The organism is Ignavibacteria bacterium, assembly GCA_036262055.1.
GTDB lineage: Bacteria > Bacteroidota > Ignavibacteria > Tepidaquicellales > Tepidaquicellaceae > DATAJP01.
The window spans coordinates 633729-659007 of record DATAJP010000003.1 but is presented as its reverse complement, the minus strand read 5'-3'; the positions used below and the strand labels follow the sequence as shown (position 1 = coordinate 659007).

At 36.8% G+C, this 25279-nt stretch carries 20 protein-coding genes; 7 read left to right on the top strand and 13 right to left on the bottom strand.

Features of this window, described 5'->3' with window-relative positions; all coding sequences use genetic code 11:
• The first annotated feature begins 3 nt into the window (after positions 1-3).
• Genes dprA through VHP32_09970 form a run of 6 tightly spaced genes read left to right on the top strand, consistent with a single transcriptional unit; the run spans position 4 to position 5948 of the window.
• A complete protein-coding gene (gene dprA, locus VHP32_09995; protein HEX2788227.1) occupies positions 4-1134 on the top strand; it encodes a DNA-processing protein DprA in 1131 nt (376 codons plus the stop codon).
• A 16-nt stretch (positions 1135-1150) separates the two neighbouring features.
• Complete coding sequence (locus VHP32_09990) at positions 1151-1705, top strand: DUF3109 family protein (GenBank protein ID HEX2788226.1); 555 nt, start codon at positions 1151-1153, stop codon at positions 1703-1705.
• Positions 1706-3169 (top strand): RNA polymerase factor sigma-54, encoded by a 1464-nt coding sequence (rpoN, locus tag VHP32_09985; GenBank protein ID HEX2788225.1) that lies wholly within the window; start codon positions 1706-1708, stop codon positions 3167-3169.
• Positions 3170-3176: 7 nt separating this feature from the next.
• A complete protein-coding gene (gene hslV, locus VHP32_09980; protein ID HEX2788224.1) occupies positions 3177-3740 on the top strand; it encodes an ATP-dependent protease subunit HslV in 564 nt (187 codons plus the stop codon).
• Between the two features lie 17 nt (positions 3741-3757).
• A complete protein-coding gene (hslU, locus tag VHP32_09975) occupies positions 3758-5230 on the top strand; it encodes an ATP-dependent protease ATPase subunit HslU (protein HEX2788223.1) in 1473 nt (490 codons plus the stop codon).
• Between the two features lie 4 nt (positions 5231-5234).
• On the top strand, positions 5235-5948 hold the full coding sequence (locus VHP32_09970) for a hypothetical protein (protein HEX2788222.1): 714 nt from the start codon (positions 5235-5237) through the stop codon (positions 5946-5948).
• Here the strand turns inward: VHP32_09970 and VHP32_09965 are convergent.
• From VHP32_09965 to VHP32_09905, 13 genes are all read right to left on the bottom strand, one after another.
• On the bottom strand, positions 5945-7090 hold the full coding sequence (locus VHP32_09965) for an acyl-CoA dehydrogenase (GenBank protein ID HEX2788221.1): 1146 nt from the start codon (positions 7088-7090) through the stop codon (positions 5945-5947). The genes VHP32_09970 and VHP32_09965 overlap by 4 nt on opposite strands.
• Before the next feature lie 66 nt (positions 7091-7156).
• A complete protein-coding gene (locus VHP32_09960; GenBank protein ID HEX2788220.1) occupies positions 7157-8014 on the bottom strand; it encodes a 3-hydroxybutyryl-CoA dehydrogenase in 858 nt (285 codons plus the stop codon).
• A 49-nt stretch (positions 8015-8063) separates the two neighbouring features.
• Positions 8064-9239, bottom strand: coding sequence for an acetyl-CoA C-acetyltransferase (locus tag VHP32_09955; protein HEX2788219.1), 1176 nt, complete (start codon positions 9237-9239; stop codon positions 8064-8066).
• A gap of 108 nt (positions 9240-9347) precedes the next feature.
• Positions 9348-10106, bottom strand: a complete 759-nt coding sequence (gene tpiA, locus VHP32_09950) for a triose-phosphate isomerase (protein HEX2788218.1) — start codon at positions 10104-10106, stop codon at positions 9348-9350.
• Between the two features lie 14 nt (positions 10107-10120).
• The gene (gene gatB, locus VHP32_09945; protein ID HEX2788217.1) at positions 10121-11587 is read right to left on the bottom strand and encodes an Asp-tRNA(Asn)/Glu-tRNA(Gln) amidotransferase subunit GatB; all 1467 of its coding nucleotides are present in this window, start codon (positions 11585-11587) and stop codon (positions 10121-10123) included.
• 14 nt (positions 11588-11601) lie between these two features.
• Positions 11602-13023 carry a deoxyribodipyrimidine photo-lyase gene (locus VHP32_09940; GenBank protein HEX2788216.1) on the bottom strand — a complete coding sequence of 474 codons (1422 nt, stop codon included), beginning with the start codon at positions 13021-13023 and terminating at the stop codon, positions 11602-11604.
• Positions 13023-14057, bottom strand: coding sequence for a guanosine monophosphate reductase (locus VHP32_09935; GenBank protein HEX2788215.1), 1035 nt, complete (start codon positions 14055-14057; stop codon positions 13023-13025). The genes VHP32_09940 and VHP32_09935 overlap by 1 nt, the downstream gene beginning before the upstream one ends.
• Before the next feature lie 71 nt (positions 14058-14128).
• Positions 14129-15364: an ADP-forming succinate--CoA ligase subunit beta gene (gene sucC, locus VHP32_09930; GenBank protein HEX2788214.1), complete on the bottom strand. Its 1236-nt coding sequence runs from the start codon at positions 15362-15364 to the stop codon at positions 14129-14131.
• Positions 15364-15648: a hypothetical protein gene (locus VHP32_09925; protein HEX2788213.1), complete on the bottom strand. Its 285-nt coding sequence runs from the start codon at positions 15646-15648 to the stop codon at positions 15364-15366. The genes sucC and VHP32_09925 overlap by 1 nt, the downstream gene beginning before the upstream one ends.
• A gap of 15 nt (positions 15649-15663) precedes the next feature.
• The gene (gene pruA, locus VHP32_09920; GenBank protein HEX2788212.1) at positions 15664-17220 is read right to left on the bottom strand and encodes an L-glutamate gamma-semialdehyde dehydrogenase; all 1557 of its coding nucleotides are present in this window, start codon (positions 17218-17220) and stop codon (positions 15664-15666) included.
• Between the two features lie 14 nt (positions 17221-17234).
• Complete coding sequence (locus VHP32_09915; GenBank protein HEX2788211.1) at positions 17235-18416, bottom strand: serine hydrolase; 1182 nt, start codon at positions 18414-18416, stop codon at positions 17235-17237.
• A gap of 119 nt (positions 18417-18535) precedes the next feature.
• A complete protein-coding gene (locus VHP32_09910) occupies positions 18536-19207 on the bottom strand; it encodes a hypothetical protein (GenBank protein ID HEX2788210.1) in 672 nt (223 codons plus the stop codon).
• A gap of 111 nt (positions 19208-19318) precedes the next feature.
• Positions 19319-22213 carry a hypothetical protein gene (locus tag VHP32_09905; GenBank protein HEX2788209.1) on the bottom strand — a complete coding sequence of 965 codons (2895 nt, stop codon included), beginning with the start codon at positions 22211-22213 and terminating at the stop codon, positions 19319-19321.
• A gap of 85 nt (positions 22214-22298) precedes the next feature.
• On the opposite strand from VHP32_09905, the gene VHP32_09900 reads away from it, so the two are divergent.
• Entirely contained in the window at positions 22299-25277 is a 2979-nt protein-coding gene (locus VHP32_09900; GenBank protein ID HEX2788208.1) for a choice-of-anchor D domain-containing protein, read from the top strand.
• Positions 25278-25279 lie beyond the last annotated feature (2 nt).

The window sequence follows — 25279 nt, the reverse complement described above, 5'->3', positions numbered from 1 at the left end:
GTTGTGAAAAAATCCGAACAGTTTATATATTTATATTTTTTAAGCAAAATTAACAGGTTAGGCAATGTCAGAATTCTGAATATTTTGAGTTCTGCAGATACTTATGAGAAGCTTGCAGGTCTTTCAATAAGAGAACTTAGAAGAATCGAAAGAATCGATGAGAAAATTGCGAATGAGATTTTAAAAGCACAAAATCATTATAAAAAATTCAGGTCAGAAGCTGAAAATCTGATAGAAATTTGTGCTAAGAAAAATATAAATATTTTAACGATATTTGATGAGGAGTATCCTGCAAATTTGAGGAATATTTTCGACCCGCCAATTGTTCTTTACTATAGGGGGAAATTAACTCAAGAGGACAAATATTCAATAAGCATTGTCGGGACAAGAATTGCAACCGAGTATGGAAAATCTGTTTGCAGCAAGCTTGTCGATTCGCTTTCAAAATATGAAATTCCTGTAATCAGCGGTTTCGCAAAGGGAATTGATTCAATTGCTCACAAAAAATGCATTGATAACGGAAACCTGACTTATGCGGTTTTCGGAAGCGGTGTTGACGTTGTTTATCCTGCTGAAAATAGAAAGCTTTATAATGAAATAATTGAAACGGGTGCTGTGATTTCCGAATTTGAGCCCGGCACGGGTCCTGAAAAAGTTAATTTTCCGAAACGCAACAGGTTAATAAGTGGAATAAGTTTAGGGACAGTAATTATAGAAACAGGAATAAAAGGTGGTTCGTTGATAACTGCTGAGTTTGCATTAGACCAGAACAGAGAATTGTTTGCGGTTCCGGGAAATGTAAATTCAAAGCAATCGCAGGGCACGAATGATTTAATTAAGAAAGGCACGGCGAAGCTGATAAATAATGTTGATGATATTCTTGCTGAGCTTCAAAACAAGTTGAAACATAAACTTGAAAATAAATCTGAAAAGAAAGAAGCAATTCCTGCGCATGTGGATTTATCAAAAGATGAAAAAACAATTTTGAGTTTATTAAATTCCGAACCCGTTAATATTGACGTGATAAATGACAAAACAGGAATAAATATTTCTGAATGTCTTGTGCATTTATTGATGCTTGAGTTCAAAGGATTGGTAAGACAGCATCCGGGAAAATTTTTTACCAGGGTTTAATTAAACTGATATAAAAGTGATTGATATTTCGAAATATATAATTGATGACAGGATTTTTTCTGTAAAGTTCAAATGCAATCTCGGTGTATGCAAAGGAGCATGCTGCACAATGTACAGCGAGCTTGGGGCTCCGATTCTGGAAAAAGAGATTGATATAATAAGAAAGAATGTTGAAGCAGTGTCGAAATATCTTAAGAATAAAAATATGAATATTATTAATTCGGAAGGTTTTTATATTAAATATGAAGATAAATATTACCTTAATAATGTTAATGACAGAGATTGTGTATTTTCTTTGTATGAAAACGGAGTTGCAAAATGTTCATTTGAGAAAGCATTTTATAAAGGAGAGATACACTTTAGGAAACCAATATCGTGCAGTTTGTTTCCCATAAGAATTTCCGGAGATGAACGAAATATATTGCGATATGAAAAATTCAGTGAATGCAGTGATGCATTAACTGAAGGCGAAAAAGAAAATGTTACGATTTATGAATTTGTAAAAGACGGATTAATAAATGAATTAGGCGAAGATACTTATAATGAATTAAAATTAATTAATAAAAATTAGATGTTAAAACAAACACAATCACAAAAGTTAAGCCAGAAAATACTTCCGCAGATCATCCAGAGACAGAGTCTTCTTGCTGTTCCGACTATGGCTCTTGAACAATTAATGAAAGCTGAGATGGAACTTAATCCTTTTTTGGAAGACGGTGAAACTCTTGAGACAGAAGATACACAACAGACAGAAGAAAAAGAAACTACTGCGGATGAGCAGGAAGCTCCTGAAGAAGCCAGCAAGGATGACGAATATAATTGGGACGATTATTTTGAAAATGAATCGGATGGATATAAAACACAGAACGAACCGCAGTCGAATGATACCGTGAATTATGATAACATGATAAAGGAAGATTTTTCGCTAACTGATAGTCTTACCTCACAATTATACACGTCTAATCTTTCAGATAAGCAAACTTTTATAGGTGAACATATTATAGGTAATCTTGATGATGACGGCTATTTAAGAGAAACGGATGAAGAGCTTAAAGTTGAGCTTGAAGTTGCAAAGTCGGGAACGGAATTTGAGAATGAAAGCTTTACCGTTGAAGAAATTTGTGAAGTTCTAGAAGTCATAAAGAAATTTGAACCCATCGGAATTGCTTCAAGAAATCTTGTTGAGTGTTTACTGATTCAGCTTGATGAACTTGCACTTGATTCAAGGATCAAAAAATTGTGCGATAAAGTTTTGAATGAATATTTTGAGGAATTCAGATTAAAGAATTATGAAAAAATATGTAAGGAGCTTGATGTTGATCAAAACACCGTCAACAAGATTTTTGAAACCATATCAAAACTGAATCCAAAACCTGGAGCTGCGCAGACGGGATCAGAGCAGGGATATATTTATCCTGATTTGATTGTTACGAAACAAAATGATGAATATGTTGTTTCATTAAATGATAAGGGTGTTCCGAATTTAAGACTGAACAATGCTTACAAGAATATGATTCTCAATGATAAGCAGAACTTAAATAAGGAAACGAAAGATTTTGTTGCAAATAACTTTGAGCGGGCTAAATGGTTTATAGATGCGATAAAATCAAGACGTGAGACGATGATCAAAGTTATGAACAGCATCCTTATAAGACAGTATGATTTTTTTGAAAAAATGGGTGAGGGATTGAAGCCTATGTATGAAAAAGACGTCGCGGAAGATATTCAAATGGATATTTCTACAGTCAGCAGGACTGTTCGTGGAAAATATGTCCAGACTGATTTTGGAATTTATGAATTGAAATTCTTCTTCAGTAATTATCTTACAAACGAAGAAGGTGATGATGTCTCTACAAAAGAAATTAAAAATAAAATTAAAGCTATAATCGAGGGTGAAGACAGCGCAAAACCGTTCACTGATGATGAGCTTGCAAAAGAACTTTCGAAATCCGGATATAAAATTGCACGAAGAACGGTCGCTAAATACCGGGAAGCAATGAACATTCAGAAAGCGAGATTAAGAAGAAAGTTATAAGAAAATTATGAGTAAAAAAGAAAACAAAAAACAAAAATTGAGAATACGTTCTACAACTGTTATAGGTGTCATTAAAGACGGGAAGGCAGTAATCGGCAGTGACGGTCAGGTTACTATGGGCAATACCGTTATGAAACACACAACAAAAAAAGTTAGAAAGCTTTATAATGACAGGGTGCTTGCAGGATTTGCCGGTGCAACTTCTGATGCATTTACATTGTTTGAAAGGTTTGAAAGCAAATTAAACGAATATAAGGGAAATTTATCGAGAGCCGCAGTTGAACTTGCCAAGGAGTGGAGAACTGATAAGTATTTAAGAAAACTTGAAGCATTGCTTGCTGTTTTAGACAAAGAAAAAGCTTTGATAATCTCCGGAACAGGTGATATAATTGAACCGGATGATAAGATTGTTGCAATAGGTTCTGGCGGACAATTTGCACTTGTTGCTGCAAGAATGCTGATAAAATATTCGAAACTTTCCGCCAAGCAAGTAGTCGAAGAATCTTTAAATCAAGCTGCAGACATTTGCATATATACGAACAATAACATATCAATTGAAGAATTAAATTGAGGAATTGAATTATAAAAATGGAATTAGAAAAAACGACAGAAAAACCAAAAGACAAAACTAAAAAAATAAGTTTGAGTTCAGTTATAAAAAACGGTAATTCAAAAAATATATCCATAAACCAGCTGACACCTTCAGAAATCGTCGCTGAATTGGATAAATATATAATCGGTCAGAGAAATGCGAAAAAATCTGTTGCTATTGCTCTGCGAAACAGATGGCGAAGACAATCCGTAACGGATAAACTGCGTGATGAGATTATGCCGAATAATATTATTATGATTGGACCAACAGGAGTCGGAAAAACTGAAATAGCAAGGAGAATCTCTAAACTTGCTAACGCTCCGTTTTTGAAAGTAGAGGCATCAAAATTTACAGAAGTCGGTTATGTCGGACGTGACGTTGAGTCTATGGTTCGTGAAATCACCGACCAGTCGGTAAATATGGTGAAGACAGACAGGATGAAAGAAGTCCAGAAGAAAGCTGAAGAAAATGCAATTGAAAGAATCCTGGATATTTTACTTCCACCTGTCAGAAAAAAAGCAGGAGAAGCGGCAGTTGCAGCTTCGGACAATGCTGTCGAAACTCACAATGAAGAAGATTCATATCAAAATACAAGAGCTAAGCTGCGCGAACAGCTTCTTCAGGGAAAGCTTGAAAGCAGACAGATTGAGCTTGATATAACTGCTGAAAATTTTCCTATGCTTCAGGTATTGGGACCTGTCGGATTAGATGATATGGGATTAAATTTAGGAGAAATGTTCGGGAATATGATGCCGAAAAAACAAAAGAAAAGAAAACTCACTGTTTCTGAAGCTAAAAAAGTTCTTACTCAGGAAGAATCAGGTAAGCTTATTGATATGGACAGCGTTATAAAAGAAGCAATTGATAAAGTTCAAAATTCAGGAATTATCTTTATAGATGAAATTGACAAGATTGCAGGCAAGCAAAGCCAAAACTCTAATCCCGACGTTTCACGTGAAGGTGTGCAGAGAGATTTGCTTCCGATTGTAGAAGGTTCAACGGTAGTTACAAAATACGGCTCAGTCAAAACTGACCATGTATTATTCATTGCATCAGGTGCGTTTCACGTTTCAAAGCCAAGCGATTTAATTCCCGAACTTCAGGGAAGATTTCCGATAAGAGTCGAGCTTGATAGTCTTGGTTATGAAGAATTTTATCAGATACTTACACAACCTGAAAATGCTTTGATAAAACAATATACCGCGCTTCTGAAAACAGAGGGTGTTGATATTGTTTTCAAAGATGACAGTATTATGGAAGTAGCGAAAATTGCTGCCGAAGTTAATGAGAATGTAGAAAACATCGGGGCAAGAAGATTGCACACCATTTTGTCTAATCTATTGGAAGATTTATTGTTTGAAATACCTGATAAAAACAAAAAGAAAAAGATTGAAATCGACAGGGAATTAGTATTGAAAAAATTAGGAACAATTGTGAAAGATAGAGATTTAAGCAGATATATATTGTAATAATATGATAAAATTTTGCTTTAACATATTCCTCATAACCGGATTATTTTTCTGCAACTTACAGGCGCAAGTTAAAGAACGTTCGAGCAGCTCATATCCTTATGCCGGTATCGGATATTCATTTGTAATCTTTACAGATTCCAAAGTTTCTGATATTTATCCATTTTTGGATTTTAATAATAATAGCTTCTTAAGTGAAATAAACCCATTTTTTGGAGTAAGAATAAATGAAAAAGTTGCAGTTGAGTTATCGCCCTCATTTGTTTTTACGACTGCCCACAGCAATAAAGGTTTTGCATTTACTCAGAACAATCAAACATTATATTATCTTCCGAGCGAGACAAGTTTATTCTCCCTGCCGATTAATTTTAACGTAAAAGTATACCCGTTCACTGCTGATATGTTATTTTTTGTAAGCAATATTTATTTTACCGGTGGAGGCGGTCCGATATACATCAAAGAAAAATATACAAACTACAGATACACAAACAGTAATTTTACCGGTTTTGTTGATATTCAGACGGCTGAGAACTCAATGTGGAAAGCTCATTACTCGATGGGAGTCGGATATGGTTCGCTTTCAAGATTCGGATATAACTTTGAGGTATCGTATAGGTTGGTACCTCTTAGTCCTGATAATCAGAAACCCGTTGTGTCCTCTCTTGCGAATAATTTCAACTCCGTTAATTTATCCGCAAGGATAACATTTAATTTTTAATGGTTTCTTAAAAGCTCTCTTGCAATTACAATTCTCTGAATTTCGCTTGTGCCTTCATAAATTTCCGTAATCTTTGCATCTCGCAAATATCTTTCAACTAAATATTCTCTTACATAACCATAACCACCGTGAACCTGAATTGCCTCAAGCGTATTAGCGACCGCAACTTTACTTGTATAAAGCTTTGCCATTGCAGCCTCTTTTATGTATGCTTCACCTTCGTCTTTAGCAAGAGCAGCTTTATAAAGCAATAATCTTGCAGCTTGTGTGTTTACTGCCATATCGGCAAGCTTGAATTGGATTGCCTGCAGGTCAGCAATCGGTTTATCAAATGCTTTTCTCTGTTTTGAATATTTCACCGCAGCTTCGAGCGATGCTTGAGCAATACCAAGCGCCTGAGCCCCGATACCTATTCTTCCTCCGTTAAGGGTTTCCATCGCAAACTTAAATCCCTGACCTTCTTCACCGAGAAGATTTGCAACCGGAACACGGACATTATTCAAACCTATTGATGTAGTATCAGAACCTCTGATTCCGAGTTTATCTTCTTTAACACCAATTTCTACACCGGGAAAATTTTTCTCGACAAGAAAAGTAGAAATGCCCTTATGTCCTTTATCAGGTTGTGTCATTGCCTGCATAAAATAAACATCAGCTGTGCTGCCGTTTGTTATCCAGTTTTTCATTCCATTTAGAACGAAATAATCACCTTCACGTACACCTGTTGTTCGCTGAGCTGTCGCATCACTTCCTGCTTCGGGTTCTGACAAGCAAAATGCTCCGAGCATTTGTCCTGAGGCAAGAGGTTTCAGGTATCTTTCCTTTTGGTCATTGGTTCCCCATTTGTTAATACCGTAACAAACAAGAGAATTATTAACAGACATTATTACGCCCACAGAAGCGTCAACTTTAGAGATTTCTTCAAGTGCAAGAACATAGCACATAGTATCAAGACCTGCGCCACCCCACTCGGGAGGAACCATCATGCCCATGAACCCAAGTTCTCCCATTTTTTTGACGATGTCATATGGAAACTCGGCTTTAATGTCACGCTGTATTTGCGTTGGAGCAATTTCATTCTCGGCAAAATCTTTTGCCGCATCTCGTATTTGTATTTGCTCTTCAGTGAGTTCGAAATTCATTTGAGTAATAAGGATTTAATTTAATGAAGTTTTCCCGCAAAGCAGGAATATCAATTTAGTTTTTAATTATTTTTGAGAATAGTCATAAAATCCTCGTCCCGATTTTCTTCCGAGATATCCGGCTGCTACCATTTTTTTGAGCAGGGGACAAGGTCTGTATTTTGAATCTCCAAGACCGTTATGTAAAACTTCCATAATGGACAAGCAAACATCAAGCCCGATAAAATCAGCGAGCGTCAAAGGTCCCATAGGATGATTCATTCCAAGCTTCATTACGGTATCGATTGCTTCGGGTGTTGCAACACCTTCCATAACGCAATACATAGCTTCGTTCAGCATCGGAAGCAAAATTCTGTTTGAAATAAAGCCGGGATAATCCTGTACCTCGACCGGTACTTTTTCGATTTTCTCCGTCAAAGTTTTAATCGTGTCATAAGTTTCCTGTGAAGTTGCAAGCCCGCGTATTATTTCCACCAGCTTCATCAACGGAACAGGATTCATGAAGTGCATACCGATAACCTTATCGGCTCGTTTTGTAACCGCTGCAATCTCAGTTATAGATATTGAAGACGTATTTGATGCAAGAATTGTTTCAGGTTTGCATGCTGAATCTAAATCTTGAAATATTTTTTTCTTTATATCGAAATTTTCAGAAGCTGCCTCAATAACTAAATCAGAATCTTTTGCATCTTTTAAATCAAGCGATGTTTTGATATTTGCGAGAGTAGCATTCTTTTGTTCTTCGGTTACAGTTCCTTTTTTTATCTGCCTGTCAATGTTTCCTGAAATGGTTTTCAAAGCTCTATCAAGAAATTCCTGTTTGATGTCAATTAAATTTACTTTATATCCGAACTGCGCGAACACGTGAGCAATCCCATTGCCCATCGTTCCCGAACCTATGACTGTTATGTTTTTTATTTCCATTTATGTTAGTTTTGCCGTTGTTGGTGTTTTCACCAACAACAATTAATATTTAAACAGCTTCAACAATAATTGCGCTTGCTTCACCACCACCGATGCAGAGTGTCGCAAGACCACGTTTTGCTCCGCGATTTTTCATTGCATAAAGAAGCGTAGTCAAAATTCTCGCGCCGCTTCCGCCGATAGGATGCCCGAGTGCAACCGCTCCGCCATTAACGTTTACTTTTGCAGGGTCAAGTCCTGCGATTTTATTAACTGCATGTGCCTGAACGGCGAAAGCTTCGTTTGCTTCAATTAAATCCAAATCTTTTACTTCAAGTCCTGCTTTTTTAAGAACTTTTTGAATTGCATAAGCAGGCGCTGTGGTGAACAGTTCAGGTTTTTGAGCGAATGAATCCTGTGCAACAATTTTGGCGAGTGGTTTCAAGCCAAGCTCTTTTGCTTTATCAGCAGACATTATAACCAAAGCAGCAGCGCCGTCGTTAATCTTCGAAGAGTTAAAGGCAGTTACAGTTCCTTGCTTATCAAAAGCAGGTTTTAATCCTTTGCCTTTTTCAAAATCAACACGTTTAAGTTCATCATCTTCCGCAACAACTGTTGTTCCTTTTCTGTCTGTGATTTCAACAGGAACGATTTCTTCTTTAAACAAACCTTCCTTTTGTGCTTTCAAGGCGCGATTATAACTTTCGATTGCAAATTCATCCTGCTCAGCTCGTGAAATTTTCATGTCGGCTGCAGTTTTTTCTGCTGCTGTTCCCATGTGAAAATCATTATATACATCCCACAAACCGTCATGAACCATACCGTCGATGATTTTTGAGTTACCCATTCTGTAACCGGTTCGTGCTTTATCGAGATAATAGGGAACATTGCTCATAGATTCAAATCCGCCTGCAACAACAATTTCAGCATCACCGCATTTGATTGCCTGGTCAGCAAGCATTACAGCTTTTAAACCTGAACCGCAAACTTTGTTGATTGTCATGCACGGAACTGAATCGGGAATGCCCGAATAAATCGCTGCCTGTCTTGCAGGTGCCTGACCGAGTCCGGCAGGGAGAACGCATCCCATTATGACTTCTGAAACATCTTCAGGTTTTATTCCAGCTTTTTTGATTGCTTCTTTAATTGCAATTGCGCCAAGCTTTGGTGATGATAATGATGACAGTGACCCTTGAAAACTTCCAATCGGTGTTCTTGCTGCCGATACTATTACTACTTCTTTCATTTTATTATTATTTAATTTTAAATTCTTCTTTGTGTCATTCTGAGCGGAGCGAAGAATCCCCCTAACTTTGGGAATGGGATCCTTCGTTTCACTCAGGATGACAGTAAATTATGGCTGTGTTGCTTTAATTATCTCAATAAAGCTGTCTGCTTTTAAGCTTGCTCCGCCGATTAATCCGCCGTCGATGTCGGATTCCGATAAAAGCTCTTTACAGTTTTTATCGTTTAAGCTTCCGCCGTATAAAATCTTTATGTTGTCGGCATTATTTTGATTATACAACTTTGCAATGACCGAACGTATATGTTTGTGCATTTCGTTTGCCTGCTGGGGAGTTGCATTTTGTCCAGTGCCGATTGCCCAAACAGGTTCATAAGCTATCACAACATTGTTTAAGTCTGAAATATCTTTTAAACCTTTAATAAGCTGATTTTCAACAACTTCATTCTGCTTTCCGCTATTTCGTTCTTCAAGAGTTTCACCGACACATAAAATTGGTTTTAAGTCAAACTCTAATGCTTTAATTATTTTTTTATTAACGATTTCATCGTTCTCGCCGAAATATTTTCGGCGTTCGCTGTGTCCGATGATTGCATATTCACATCCGATTACTTTAAGCATTGAAGCAGAAATTTCTCCTGTGTATGCGCCATTATTTTCATAAGATAAATTCTGTGCGCCAAGCAAAATTTGAGAATCTTTAATTACATCCTCGACCGCATTCAAAGAAACAAAAGTAGGACAGAGAAGAACGTCGGTATATTCAAAATATTTTTTATCGGTTTTTTCTAAAATCGTCTTTGCAAGCTCACGCGATTCGGTTATGTCCAAATTCATTTTCCAGTTGCCTGCAATCAGTTTTTTTCTCATTCAGTATTTTTATGTTATGCTTCTTCTAAATTTTTTATTAACAGCTCATTAACTTTTTGGGGGTTAGCTTTGCCTTTGCTTTCTTTCATAATCTTACCGACAAAAACTCCTATTAATTTTTTCTCACCGGCTTTGTATCTGCTGACTTCTGATGAATTTTCACTTAAAATCTTTTTGATAATATCATTTATGAAACCATCATCGGAAACCTGAATTAAATTTTTTTCTTTTATAATCTCACTTGCACTTTTACCTGTCTCATACATTTCTGCTAAGACTTCTTTAGCGGTATTATTATTTATTTCTTTTCGATTCAAATAATTGATAAGCTCAGAAAGATTAGCAGGTTTCAATTTTAAGTCATGAAGCTCAAGTTTATTTTCATTTAATATTCTCAAAATTTCAGTCTGAACCCAGTTGCTTACAGTTTTGAATGAATTTTCATTTTTTGCTTCGAGTGAGTTCACGACATCTTCATAATATTTACTTAGCTCTTTGCTCTGAATCAGAATATCTGCATCATAATCTGAAAGCTTATATTCTTTCTTAAATCTTTCTTTCTTTGCTTCAGGGAATTCAGGTAGTCCTGATTTTATTTCACTCAGCCATTTTTCAGTTACTTCAACATAAACTAAATCCGGCTCGGGAAAATATCTGTAATCATGCGCTTCTTCCTTTGTCCGTGTAGATGAAGTTTTTTTATGAACAGAATCGAAAGTCATGGTATTGTAAAATACTTTTTGACCTGATTCGATTACTTCGATTTGTCGGGTTATCTCTGCTTCAAGCGCATCGGAAACATTCCTAAAAGAATTAAGATTTTTAATTTCTGTTCTTGTCCCAAATTTTTGCGTTCCATACTCGCGAATAGAAATATTTGCATCACATCGCAAAGAACCCTCTTCCATATTGCCGTCGTTTATGTCAAGATAAACCAATAGCTGTCTGATTTTTTGTAAATATGCAACAGCTTCTTCGGTCGAGCGGATATCGGGTTCGCTAACGATTTCAATAAGCGGAACTCCGCAACGATTAAAATCAATTAATGAGTCATCATCGGAAAAATCATGAATGGATTTTCCTGCATCTTCTTCCATGTGGATTCGGGTAATGTCGATTCTCTTTGCCTCACCATCTTTCAGATTAATATTCAAAAATCCATCATAGCAAATCGGAGTATCAAACTGAGTTATCTGATATCCTTTTGAAAGGTCGGGGTAAAAATAATTTTTACGAGCGAACATCGAACGTTCACGAATCTTGCAGTTTAATGCAAGCCCCATTTTTAAAATGAACGTAACCAAATCATGATTCAAAACGGGCAGAGTTCCGGGATGTCCGAGACAAACGGGACATATGTTTGAATTTGCGGGCGCGCTGAACTCAGTCGAGCATCTGCAAAACGCCTTCGAGTGCGTCTTCATCTGCGCGTGAACTTCAAGTCCGATTACAGGTTCATATTTATCTTTATATAACTTCAATATATAACTTCAATTTAGGTTAAATTTTTTGAAACTCTTTTATATTCTTTTATTGCAATTTCTCTTGCGATCAAATGCTCGACCACCGGCTTCGGATAATCTTTCCCGATTATCAATCCGCATTTTGCTTGTTCTTCTTTTGTCATTTCCCAGGGAGCATGAATAAACTTAGCATCGACATTTTTCAATTCGGGAATATATTTTTTAATATATTTTCCATCTGAATCAAATTTCTTGCTTTGTGAAACAGGGTTGAAAATTCTGAAATACGGCTGTGCGTCGCATCCTGTTGAAGCACTCCACTGCCAACCTCCGTTATTGTTCGCAAAATCCATGTCAATCAATTTGTCAGCAAAGTATTTTTCGCCTTTGCGCCAGTCAATCATCAAATCTTTTGTAAGGAACATTGCGGTAATCATCCGCACTCTATTGTGCATCCATCCTTCGTTATTCAACTGTCTCATTCCTGCATCGACTATCGGATATCCGGTTCTTCCGTTACACCACTTTTGAAAATCTTTCTCGTTCTTGTTCCAGTTTAACTTATCATATTGCCGTTTGAAAGATTCTTTTTCAATATGCGGAAAATGAAAGCCTATATTGTAATAAAATTCTCTCCACAATAATTCATCTAACCATTTGGAAGCATTTTTATTTACATTAATATTTCGGAAAACTTCTCTTATGCCGATAATTCCGAAATGAAGATAAGGAGAAAGCTTGCTTGTTCCGTTAACGGCAGGAAAGTCTCTATCTGGTTGATAGTTTTTAATTCCCGATTTCAAAAAACGATTTAATTTCTTTATTGCTTCTCTTCTACCGCCTGAAAACTCAGGTGATTTCTTAAACTTATCCTTTTCAGAAGCATAGTTTAAACTCCTAAATTTTTTAAGAATAAATTCGTTAGAACTCTCAAATTTTGAAAAATTTATCTTATATTTTTTAAGTTCTTTCTGATTTAAAATCTTTAAAGCTTTATTTCTGAACGGAGTATAAACCGTATAAGGTTTTCCGTCATCTTTCAATACTTCACTTAAATCAAAAATCGTGCTATCTGCAAATAAATGAAATCTTCCGTTATTCTTTTCTATAACATCTCTTATCTCATCATCGCGCTTTCTACAGTACGGTTCGCATTGCTCTGAGGCATATACATCAATACTTCCTGAGTTCTTACAAATTTTTTCAAAAACTTCTTTACTATTTCCTTCGATTATCTGAAGTTTAAATCCTTTATTATTTAACCCCTCTGATAATTCTTCAAGACATTCATATAAAAATCTTATTCTGGGCTCGCCAAAATAATTAAAAGAATTCTTATTCTTTATGTATAAGAAACAAAATTGGTCTGAAGGTGATATTGAATTTGCAAATTCAAATAAGCTTCTGTTGTCGTATAGTCTCAGGTCTTTCCTGAACCAGAAAACCTTGAGCATTAAACCTGCGGCTTTCTTTCGTTGAATGAATGACTTGTCAGACGAACGAATGTTGCGTTGTTTTTATATTCATCAAGAGTTCTTGAATTAATATAACTCATAGATGACTGCAAACCTTCTTTGTATTCCTGAATAATTTTTTTCACGTCACCGCGATAGGGAACAAGTGACTCTTCACCTTCAATATAATTTTTCTTTTCCTGCTTAACAGCAAACGAAGCGCTTCCGCAATATTTTTTGAAAAGCATGTTGTTGTATTTCAGAACTTCACCCGGTGCCTGTTCGCTCCCTGCAAGAATTCTTCCAAACATAACCGCATCGCAGCCGAGAGCAATAGATTTGCACATTGCTCCCGGAGTATTGATACCGCCGTCTGCAATGATTTTAACATTTGAGTTTAAATCTCTTTTTGCGCTCAATGCACGCAATATAGCATCAACCTGACCAATGCCTATGCCTGATTTAATCGAAGTAGAGCACATTGCCCCGTTGCCGATGCCGACACGAATTGCATCAACCTCAAGCTCGATTAAAAATTTTGTTGTCTCATAACTTGCAACGTTGCCTGCAATTATTTTCAAATCATATTCGGTTATCATTGGCTGAATGCTGTTCAAAAATCTTTCGAGCATTCTCGAACCGCCATTGGCAACATCTATACAGAAAATTTTTACTCCTGCATCTGCAAGCTTTCGCAAGCGTAAAGTATCAGTCTCGGAATTAATTCCGATTGCCGCACCTTTGAAAGGGGTATTGTCTAAATCATTATTTTTAAATTCAAAAACCTGTTCATCAATTGAATTGAATCTGTGGACAATGCCAAGAGTGTTCATATCCGCGAGTGCACGGCTCATTCTGCCTCCGCAAACTGTGTTCATAGGTGATGCGATAATCGGTATGTCGAGTGTTAATCCCAAAAAGTCAACCGACGTATCGCACTCAGCGCGGTGTTCGATGTCCGATATTTTATCAGGAAGCAAAGATATATCGTCATACGTTAATGAATAATCCTGAATAATGTTTTCGTGATTCATAATCTTATTTTATTGTAGCCGAACCCTTCAGGGTTCGAACGAAAGCTAAAGCTTTCGGCTACAAAGTTTAACTAAACATAATTTTGCTGTGAAGCACTAAGCGCTTCAGTAACTTTTTGCGCAGCATCCTGAAGAGTATCGGCTGAAATCAAGTTCAATCCTGATTCATCAAGTATTTTTCTTGCTTCTACTGCATTTGTTCCCTGCAATCTAACAACAACAGGAACACTGATGTTAATATTTTTTGCTGCCTGAATAACACCGTTTGCAACTCTGTCGCAACGAACAATACCGCCGAACACGTTAATCAAAATTGCTTTAACGTTTTTATCCGATAAAATAATTCTGAAACCATTTTCAACTGTTTCTGCAGAAGCAGTACCTCCAACGTCCAAAAAGTTTGCCGGCTCTCCACCCGCAAGCTTAATCAAATCCATTGTCGCCATTGCAAGTCCGGCTCCGTTCACCATACAGCCAACGTTACCGTCCAGTTTAATGTAATTCAGATTATATTTTGAAGCTTCAATCTCAAGCGGGTCTTCTTCGTTGAGGTCACGTAAGTCCATATAATCTTTATGTCTGTAAGACGCATTGTCATCAATCGTAACTTTTGCATCAAGCGCAACGATTTTGTCGTCATTTGTGATAATCATAGGGTTAATTTCCATTAAGGATGAGTCGGTTTGCTCATAAGCATTATACAGAGTTGTAATAAACTTTATGAAATTTTTGAAAGCATCACCTTCAAGTCCGAGACCGAATGCAAGCTCTCTTGCCTGAAACTGAGTTAAACCAAGTGCGGGTTCAATCCATACTTTAATAATTTTTTCGGGCGTTTCTTCAGCAACCTTTTCGATTTCAACACCGCCCTCGGTAGATGCCATGATGACATTTTTTGAAACGTTTCTATCGAGAAGTATTCCAAGATATAGTTCTTTCTTGTAATCCAGTCCTTCAGTGATGAAGAGAGTCTGGACTTCTTTTCCTTCAGGTCCTGTCTGGTGAGTTACAAGAATATTGCCTAAAATTTTTCCTGCATATTCTTTTGCACGGTCAACATCACCTCCGAAAAATTTCACACCGCCCTCTACGACTTTTTCATTTCTATTGTGCTTATGATAAACAGTTCCTTTTCCTCTTCCACCCGCGTGAATTTGCGACTTAACTACAAATTGTGAAATTCCTTTGTCCTGCAACTCCTGAATTGCGCGATCGAAATGCTCGCTTGATTGAATTGCAACACCATCCTGTACGGGAACGCCGTAAGATTTTAAAATCTGTTTTGCCTGATACTCGTGTAGTTTCATTATTTGTTTTTAAGTTCGTTAATTTTTTGTTCTTGCATCTTGATAAGCGCTTCAATTTCCTTGCTTGCAGAATCAAGTTTAACAGCTACTGAATCCATCTGGTTAAGGCTCTTCATCGAGTCAATCATTTTTTGAGAAGCCTTTAAAGATGAATCGACTCTTTGCAATTGCTCTTCAATCTGTTCGTTTGCTTTTTCATTAAGCTTATCTGCAATTTTGTTGCATCCGAAAAATTGCGCACAAAGAACACCGCTTATTATTAAAAATAAGATTTTAGATTTCATTATTTGGATTAAATTTTATTTTACTTTCTCAGAAACTACTTTTGCCTGTAGGAACAATCCGAGATAATCTCTTCCGCCTGCTTTTGAATCTGTTCCGCTCATATTAAATCCACCGAATGGGTGAACTCCAACCAATGCGCCTGTACATTTTCTATTAAGATACAAATTACCTACATGAAAATCTTTCGCAGCTCTTTCAAGCTTCTTTTTGCTCTTTGTATAAACAGCGCCTGTCAATCCGAACATGGTATTGTTTGCAATCTTCATGCTTTCATCGAAGCCTGGAGATTTTATTACAGCAAGCACAGGTCCGAAAATTTCTTCCTGAGCGATAGTATCTGTCGGACCAACGTTTTTAATTATCGTTGGTTCAATGAAATATCCTGATTTAGGTAGCTCGTTACCGCCGTAAATCACCTCACCGCCTTCGTCAACAGCTTTTTTTATGTAATCAAGAATTTTGTTTTTTGAACGCTGATTAATGACAGGACCCATATTAGGATTATCCTTTGCGTCATCAACTTTAATGAATCTTGTTTTATCTACAAGAGCCTCACAAAATTCATCATAAATACTTTCATCCACAATCACGCGTGAACACGCAGAACATTTTTGTCCCTGGAAGCCAAACGCTGCCTGAACGACTCCATTAACTGTATCGTCAAAATCTTTTAACTCTTTATCAACGACAATAGAATCCTTGCCACCCATTTCTGCAACTACACGTTTAATCCAGATTTGACCCGGCTGTGCTTTTGATGCAAGCTCGTTAATTCGCAAACCGATTTCCATCGAACCTGTGAAAGAAACGAACCTCGTTAAGTGATGCTGAACAAGTACATCACCGATTGAACCACCGCTTCCGGTTATGAAGTTTAAAACACCTGCAGGAAGTTTTATTTCTTCCATCAGCTCGACAAACATCTGCGCAATGGCAGGTGAGTCGCTTGACGGCTTTAATACAACAGTATTGCCTGAAACAATCGCAGCTGTTGTCATACCCACTAAAATCGCAAGAGGGAAATTCCACGGCGGAATTACAACGCCAACGCCAAGCGGGATATATTCGATTTCGTTTTTTTCGCCTTTGATTTTCGTAAGGTCATATCCTTTTGAATATCTTAAAATCTCCCGTGCATAATACTCCATAAAATCAATTGCCTCTGCAGTATCGCCATCGGCTTCAGCCCAGTTTTTACCTACGTCATAAACCATCATTGCAGAAAATTCATGTTTTCTTTTGCGCATTATTTTTGCCGCTTTAAAAAGGTATTCAGCTCTTTTCTTCGCTGAAACACTTTTCCATGCTTTAAAAGCTTCATTGGCAGTATCAATTGCTTTTATTGCAAGTTCTGTTGTTCCTTTTTGAAACGTTCCGATAACCTGGTCAGGATCAGACGGGTTTCTATCAGCTAATTTTTCATCAGTATAAATTTTTTCTCCGCCGATTACAATCGGATATTCCTGATTGAACCGCAAAGAAACTTTTTCTAATGCTTTTTGAAAATCTTTTCTGTTTTTCTTTTCCGAAAAATCCGTAAAAGGTTCATTCTTAAATTTTGGTATCGACATTTTTGTATTCTTAATTAGTTATATAATTCAATTATCTTATTATGCAAATCCGGACGAAAGTCCCTCATTGCAGTGTTATCTCTCGTCGGATAAACTCGATTAGTTAAAAAAATAATCAGAAGCTCTCTGTCTTTATCATACCATATGCTTGTGCCTGTATATCCGGTATGTCCGAAACAGTTCTCTGACATCATCTCACCGCATTGTGTGCGTGTCGAACCCTTAGGTTCAGGTTTTGTGTCCCAGCCAAGAGCGCGGGAATTATAATAGGAAAAATTTGAAAATCTTGTTGTGAATAAATCCACGGTTTCAGGCTTAAACATTTCTTCGATGACTAAACGATTACTGTGAGGGTTATAATATTCACCGCGCTTAATCAACATATTCATATATTTATACAAATCCTCTGCATTTGAAAACAAGCCTGCGTTGCCTGAAACTCCGCCCATTAAATAAGCGCATTCATCATGAACTTCACCCTGCAATTGTTTCTTTCTCCAATAAACATCATTCTCAGTTGGAGCAGCTAAACCTTTCTGGGTTGAGTTAAGATTAAATCCAGTGTTTTGCATATCAAGCTCTTTAAAAATATATTCTCTGCAGAATTCTTCCAGACTTTTCCCGGAAACTCTTTCAACTATTTCTCCAAGTAAAACTGCATTCAAGTCGCTATAAACAGTTTTGGTTTCGGGAGTATAATCCAACGAAATATTATAAATTGTATTTAAAACATCTTCTTTCCCTGAACAAGTTTGATAAAAAGGAATCCATGCTTTCAAACCAGAGTTATGCAAAAGCAAATTCTTTATCGTAATATCTTCCTTTCCGTTGTTCGCAAATTCGGGAATGTAACCTGCAACCTTATCATTTACATCAAGTTTTTTCATTTCATAAAGCTTCATAATTGCAGGGGTTGTAGCAACGACTTTTGTCAGAGAAGCCAAATCATATAAAGTTGATTTGGTTACATGCGGACTGTTTTCATCATATGTATAACTTCCAAAGACTTTATCGTAAATAACAATTCCGCTTTTCGCAATTAAAAGCTGTCCGCCGGGAAAGACACTGCTCATAACCCCGTTTGAAATAAAGTTATCTATTTGGGTTTCAGCAGTTGAGTCTGATGAAAATGATGTATTATGACTTGTTATAAAAAAGGTGAGTAAAAAAAACGATATTAAGGTATGTTTTTTCATCAATTATAAATATACCCAAATATCGTTTTATCTTCAATTTAGAAAGGTTTCCTAATCGAATTAAAACAAACAGAAAAATCCCCCCTCAGAAAGGGGGGATTTAAAGATTGTAAAAATTCTTATTTTTTAAATCTTCTATATGCTAAAACTGAACCTAATAAAATCACAATCGGAAGCTCGATTCCGAATAATCCGCATCCTTTTCCTCCGCCCTTTACTGTTGCGGTAAACACTAAATCATCTTTTAAATCAGCAACGGTTTTTTCCCATACAACTTTGTTAGAGCCGTCTTTTCTGCCGTTAGTTTCGAGAACATCACCGGGGAATTCAAATGCGTAGGTGAGCTTATATTCGCTCATTCCCATGTTGCCGGCGTTAGCAGTATCTTTTGCAATCGTGTAACTGAAAGTCATTCCATTGTCGCCTTTTGTCCACACAGGAGTAACTTTTGAGTAAGCTTTTGCTTCACTGAGCTTATTGAAATCTTTGAACTTAAGATTAACATTTACATGAGAAGTAGAGTCCACATCATTTTTCTCGATTTTAACATCTGTAACTTCCGTGTTTCCGGAAGAATAATTTTCGCGGACTTTGGAATCGGCAAAAGCAAATCCGCCGACTTCATCTCCCATGCTGAGATTTGAATTTTTTGTCCAGTAATGTAATGTAATGTTTCCGGTTCCATCGTTGTTTATTACTGTCTTTTGGTCAACGTTAACGCAGCCGGAAGCAAAAATCATTAAAACGGTGAGAACTAAGAGATAAGCAAAATTTTTAGATAAAAATTTCATTCTTTACTCCTTGGTTTGATTTGAGAGTGAAATTAGTTTTTTAAGACAGGAAATTCAATGAAGAACTTGCATTATAAAAATGTACCATTCTGAATTAAGTTAAGAATCCCATTAGCGGATTTTTAAATTTGTAGAAGCTTCAATCTCTTTAATTAAAGTAATCCCCCAATTCAGAAAGCCGGGATTTGAGCTTGATTTGGATTTGAGAAGGATAATTTGAGCTGTTGTAATTTTCATTGCATCTGTCAGTAATAAATTTTCTTTATTTGCATTTACAAAATTCATAAATAAATTATCATCTAAATTTTGAAAGCCGTTCAGCAATGCCTGTTGAACAAAAACTATATTCGTTGAATTGATTCCGGTTGATAAATCATTGTAATAATCACTCGCATATTTTTTCAATGCGTCGGCAGCGTTGAAACGTATTCCATAGTAATCATATGCTGCTAAATTCAAAAGTGTATTAAAGTTAGTTTGGGAATAATAATTATTAATAGCGAACGCGATATTTTTTAGCATGCCTTTGTTCAGGGTTCCGACATCGACAATTTCAGAAAATCTGATTGATACGTCTTCAATGAATTGAGTATCGTTTTTATCATAGTCGATTTTTCCTAAAGCATTTATTGCTTCGGATATAACCCTGTCGCTGTTATCAAATGTAAGTTGGAGCAACTCATTTTTTAACTCTGCATTTCGTGTGAAGCCGATTAATCCGCATATATAAGCGAGCTCAAATCTGTTTAAATTATTTTGTCCGTTCAGGTATTTATTTATTTCATCTTTGAAAACCATTGCCATTGAGTAGCCGATTTTCTGCACAAGATTTGTCAGCACAAGCAAATCACGATGGTCACTGCTTCCGAGATATTTCAAAATATATCTCGCAGTGTTTGTGCTATCCCGAATAAGCTTATTAAATCCGTATTTCTGATACTCTGCAAACATGGGTTCGATGGTTTTTGCCATTATGAATAATTCATCTTGTGAATAATCTTTGTTTAAATCAGGTGATAGGGAATTGCCGGAATTTTGAGTTTGACTATTCGTTGTTAGCGGTTCTTGTAAGTTCTGCAAAAAATAATCATCGCTTATTCCATAGGTCGAACCTGATATTACCGTGCTGTCCTGACCGGGCATTGAATAAAAATCCGTTCCCGAGGCATCGAGAAAAACTCCCAAGCTTCCGTAATCACGGCGGTAATTTCCGTAACCACGCGTATTCGACGGTGTGCGATTCAAATAACCATCCGACCCGTTTTCATCAATGAATACACCAATGCCGTTTGCGTTTCCTGCGCCTTGCGAGAGTCCTATTGCAGAATAATTATCATCGCCTGCAACATCATGAAGCATTCCAAATCCGACATCATGCCCGCAGCCCTGCGAGACTCCATTAGTAGAATAAAAATCCGTTCCGTTATAATCCTTCAGCAAGCCGACCGCAAAATGAATTCCTCCACCTTGCGAGTATTGATAGCCGTTATATTTATCATTGCCGTTTTTGTCCATTAAAATTCCAAGCGCATACCAGTAAGCACTTCCTTGTCCGAAAATATCGGAGTTATAAATATCATTGCCTTCATTATCGAGAAGCAGTCCGATACCACCCGCATAAAACGGTCGAAGACCGTATGAGAAACCCTGATTCATGGAAATATAATGATCGCTGTATCGCGTAACATCAAGCGAACGCGAGTCAATCAAATAAGAATCGTTACCTTTGTTGTCGATGAGCATTCCGATTCCCTGAGTCATAGAAAAACCCTGCGAGTAAGAAATGCCGTTGTAAATATCATTACCGTTATTATCAAGAATAAACCCAACACCAAACAATCCTGCGCCTTGTGTGAAAGTCTGTCCTGAGTAAAAATCATTTCCTTCTTCATCGATTATTCCAGCCATTCCGCAAATTGCCGCTCCTACAGAGAAATTCTTTCCGATATATTTATCATCACCCGATTTATCATATATAAATGAGTTATCAAAAAACGCCGAAGCAACGCATCCGTCTTTGTCGGACTCATAAGTATCATTCCCACCGAGGTCGAGGATATATTTGACGTTTTTATTTAATTCATAAGTATCGCTGCCACCAAAATCTATAACCATTATAATCTTTTCTGAAGCATCAAATTTGTGAGTTTCATTTTCAAAACTACCGATTACAATTTTGAAATAACTATTCTCAAGTTTGCATTCTTCAAGAAACTCTTTAAACTTTCCTAAATCATCTAAACCTTTAAAAAAATTTCTAATCTCTCGTATTGTAATTAAATTCTCAGCGGGCTGGGACAATGTTCTTTCTTTATCGAATATACTTAAGACATCATAAATTCTTTTGGTCAAAGACCAAGATGAATCTCTGTTACGATTAAACTCAAATATATCATTTGAATTTCCTCCTTCATCATCTGAAAGAATTTTTTGATAATTAGCGAGAAGAAAATTTGAAGAAGTTTCACCCAATTCTTTAAATCTATCATTTTTATAATGGTAATCAAAATTTAAAAGCTTGATTAAATAATTATAGATTTCAGAATAAGTTCTTAAAATACTTCCTGTTCTCACAACCAATCGATTATCATTAAAAGCAAATAAATTTATTAGTTCTGCAATATCATATTCTTGTTCATATTGCTGGTTAACTGAAATTTTGTTCAATACTTCCTCTGACTTCAAAGGATTTATCATCAAGTCTTTTACGAGCGGTAAAATTAATTTTGAGTTGTTGGTGGGAGAAGGTTCTTCGAAATTAATCGGGAAAGTGAAATCTTCTTTTATAAGTCCGCGGTAGGAGAGGGTTTTTTCGAAAACATCATTGATGTTTTGTTGAGCGAATGAAATGTTAGAGAAAAATAATGTAAGAACTATTATAAAAAAAACTGGGATTCCCGCCTGCGCGGGAATGACTTCCTTAATTTGGTTAATAGTAGCTACTTCAGAAGAATTTGTGTTAATTCGTGGCTTGTTTTTCAGTTCTTTTTCGTGCAAAAATCTCATTTTTAGGATTTTATTAAACATATAAAAAAAGTAGATTATCAGATTACTAATTTTATTTTTTAATTAAAAGTATTAAAACATTAGAATGAAAAAATTATTTTTACTTACTTTCCTCGCTATTTTTGGTTTGGGTCTGAACAAGGTTTATTCTCAAACTTTGGTAGCTTCTTATCCTTTTCCGGCGTCAACTCCTTATAATGCGATGTGGGGGCTGACTCTGAAAGACGATACTCTTTTTGTCGGAAGCGGGAACGCTCAAAAAATCTGGAAGATTTCAAAAACGGGGCAATTTCTCGACAGTTTCAGTGTTCCATTTACATATAATCAGGGGCTTGCATGGGACGGTACCGGCTTCTGGATAGCAAGCAATGTGTTTTCAAACGGAGCACGTTTATATAAAGTTAACAGATTCGGTGTGAGAATGGATAGTATTTATCTTCCTTCTCACTCACAGGGAATCGGCGGTCTTTATAAAGAAGGAAACGGTCTGTGGTACGCGTCTTATTATCCCGATTTCCCGACTTATCCTTTCACCAAGGCATATAAAGTTGACATTACAACAAAACAGATAGTTGACTCAATTCCTCTAAGAGGCAAACAGGTTCACAGCATTACAATGAAAGGTGACACAATAATTTATGTTACAGATAATTTTCAGGCAGATAACGAAAGAATTTACGGATACAGAAAAGCTGTAGGCGATACAGTATTTTCTTTCCCGGCTCCAGACCCTGATAATGATTGCGACCCGCGCGGAATGGCTTGGGACGGACAAAATTTATTTTTAATTGCTTATAGAGTTGGAAACAATGTAGGTCAATATAGAAGTCTTTATAAATACACTTTAACAGGAGCAGGTAATCCGACCATTCAGACTTCATCAAATACCATGAATCTGGGAAATGTGATAGTAAATCAAACAGGAAGCCAGACTCTGACAATTAATAATATCGGAACTGCAAAATTAATTATAAGTAATTTTGCAATTAACAACGCAAGATTTTCAATTCTCCCCTCCGCTACGCCTGATACAATAAATCCCGGAACGGGGAAAGATTATTCAGTCAGATTTTCACCGCTTGCATTCGGGAATGATTCTGCAACGTTGAACATTTCAAGCAATGACGGTGGAGTACCTGTTAAAACTGTTAAGCTTTACGGAAAGGGTGTTCAGAACGGAAGCTTCATTTCGCTTTCGACTTCAAGTTACGATTACGCGCAGCGCAGAGTTCATTGTTTAACAGGTTATACATTTGATATTACAAATCAGGGTTCGGCTCCGCTCTCAATAAGTTCTGTAAATTTAAGCTCATCATATTATATGTTTGACACTGTGGGATTAACTTTCCCGGTTGTAATAGATACGCAAAGAACGCGAAGCTTCAGAGTATGGTTTAGACCGAATAATTTTTCATTGGTTGGTCTACAGGTTAAAGATTCATTGAGAATAAATTCTAATGCAGTCAATTTGCCGCAGGCAAAACTGCAATTGAGCGGAACAGTTTCAGATACAAATTCGGCAGTTGGCTATCAATGGTGGGAGGGTGTCGTTCCGAACAATCCTTTCACAAGCATTCAGGATAAATCTGCAAACAGTATGAAGCAGATAAACGATGTGAACGGCGACGGTGTTAATGATTTTATTCTTTCAGCAGGAAATTATTTAACGCTATGTTATAATGGCAATGCATCGGTAACAGCAGATATTCTATGGTCGTTTAATTCGGGTATTGACGACAATAACACAGGGGCTGTTCCTTATGATGATGCAATGCAGATAAGAACCGATATTGACGGTGATGGCATTCAGGATGTTGTAATTGGCTGCGCCGGCGGAAATGAAATGGTTTATACATTATCCGGAAGAACAGGAAGACAAATATGGGCATATGGTGATTCACTCGGATTTTCTGACGGTGACATAAACGCAGTTGACGTATTAAAAGATTATAACAACGACGGAATAAATGACGTTGTCGTTTCAGCAAGCGGAACCGGCGCAAGTCCTCCGGGAAGACATTCAGTATTTTGCCTGAACGGATTAAACGGAAATGTATTGTTCCAGTATGTTCTTGGAACGAATTTCCAGTATGGTGTGATATCATCGCCTACGGGTGGCGCTGTTGCAAATAATAACAGCGGCGGTCCTTATTATATTAATGGTTTTAACAATTCCGGCTCTGCAACCTGGCAGACACCTGTAACAGGAAACATATACAGTTTAAAATTGCTGCCTGATGTTGACGGGGACGGAAATCCTGAGATTTTTGGTCTTGCAGATTCAACAATTAATCTGTTCGGAGTTTTGTTCTGCATAAATTCAAGCAACGGCGGAGTCCTGTGGAGAAAAAATTACGGACAAAAAGTTTATGGACAGGTAATTCCTTTCACAGGGGAGCCTAATCTTCTTCTGGCAGGTCCTAAAACATTTTATAAAATAGATTACCGCGGTGGCGATGTAGTATGGTCAAATCCCGTAGATAACACATATATACTTGGTGCTGCAATTTTAGGAAAAATATTTACTGCAGCAGGCACTGACGTTGCAGCTGCTACTCTTGGAAATAAGGTTTTTGTGATGAATGAATCCGGTGTAACACAGTGGACTTATGAGTTTGGAAGCGGTAATACGGATTTTGCGGCTGAGAGAGTAATAGGTCTTAAAAATATTAATTTTAATTTGGGGCAAGTTAATAATTCGGATGAAATTCTTGCGCAGTGCAGAGACGGAAGAATAAAATGCTTCTCAGGCGGAAATCATGTTGAGGTTAATATCCAAAATACTGGAACGGGTGTACCTGAAAAATATGAGCTTCAACAGAATTATCCGAATCCGTTTAATCCTGTGACCACAATTAAGTTTGGAATTCCGAAAGCTGAAATGGTTAAGCTGAAAATTTATGATATGCTTGGAAGAGAAATCCAAACTTTGGTAAATGAAAATCTCAACGCAGGAAATTATGAATTTAAGTTTGATGCTTCTGCAGTTTCAAGCGGAATCTATTTTTATAAGCTTGAAGCGGGTTCATTCAGTTCAGTAAGACGAATGGTTCTTGTGAAATAAAG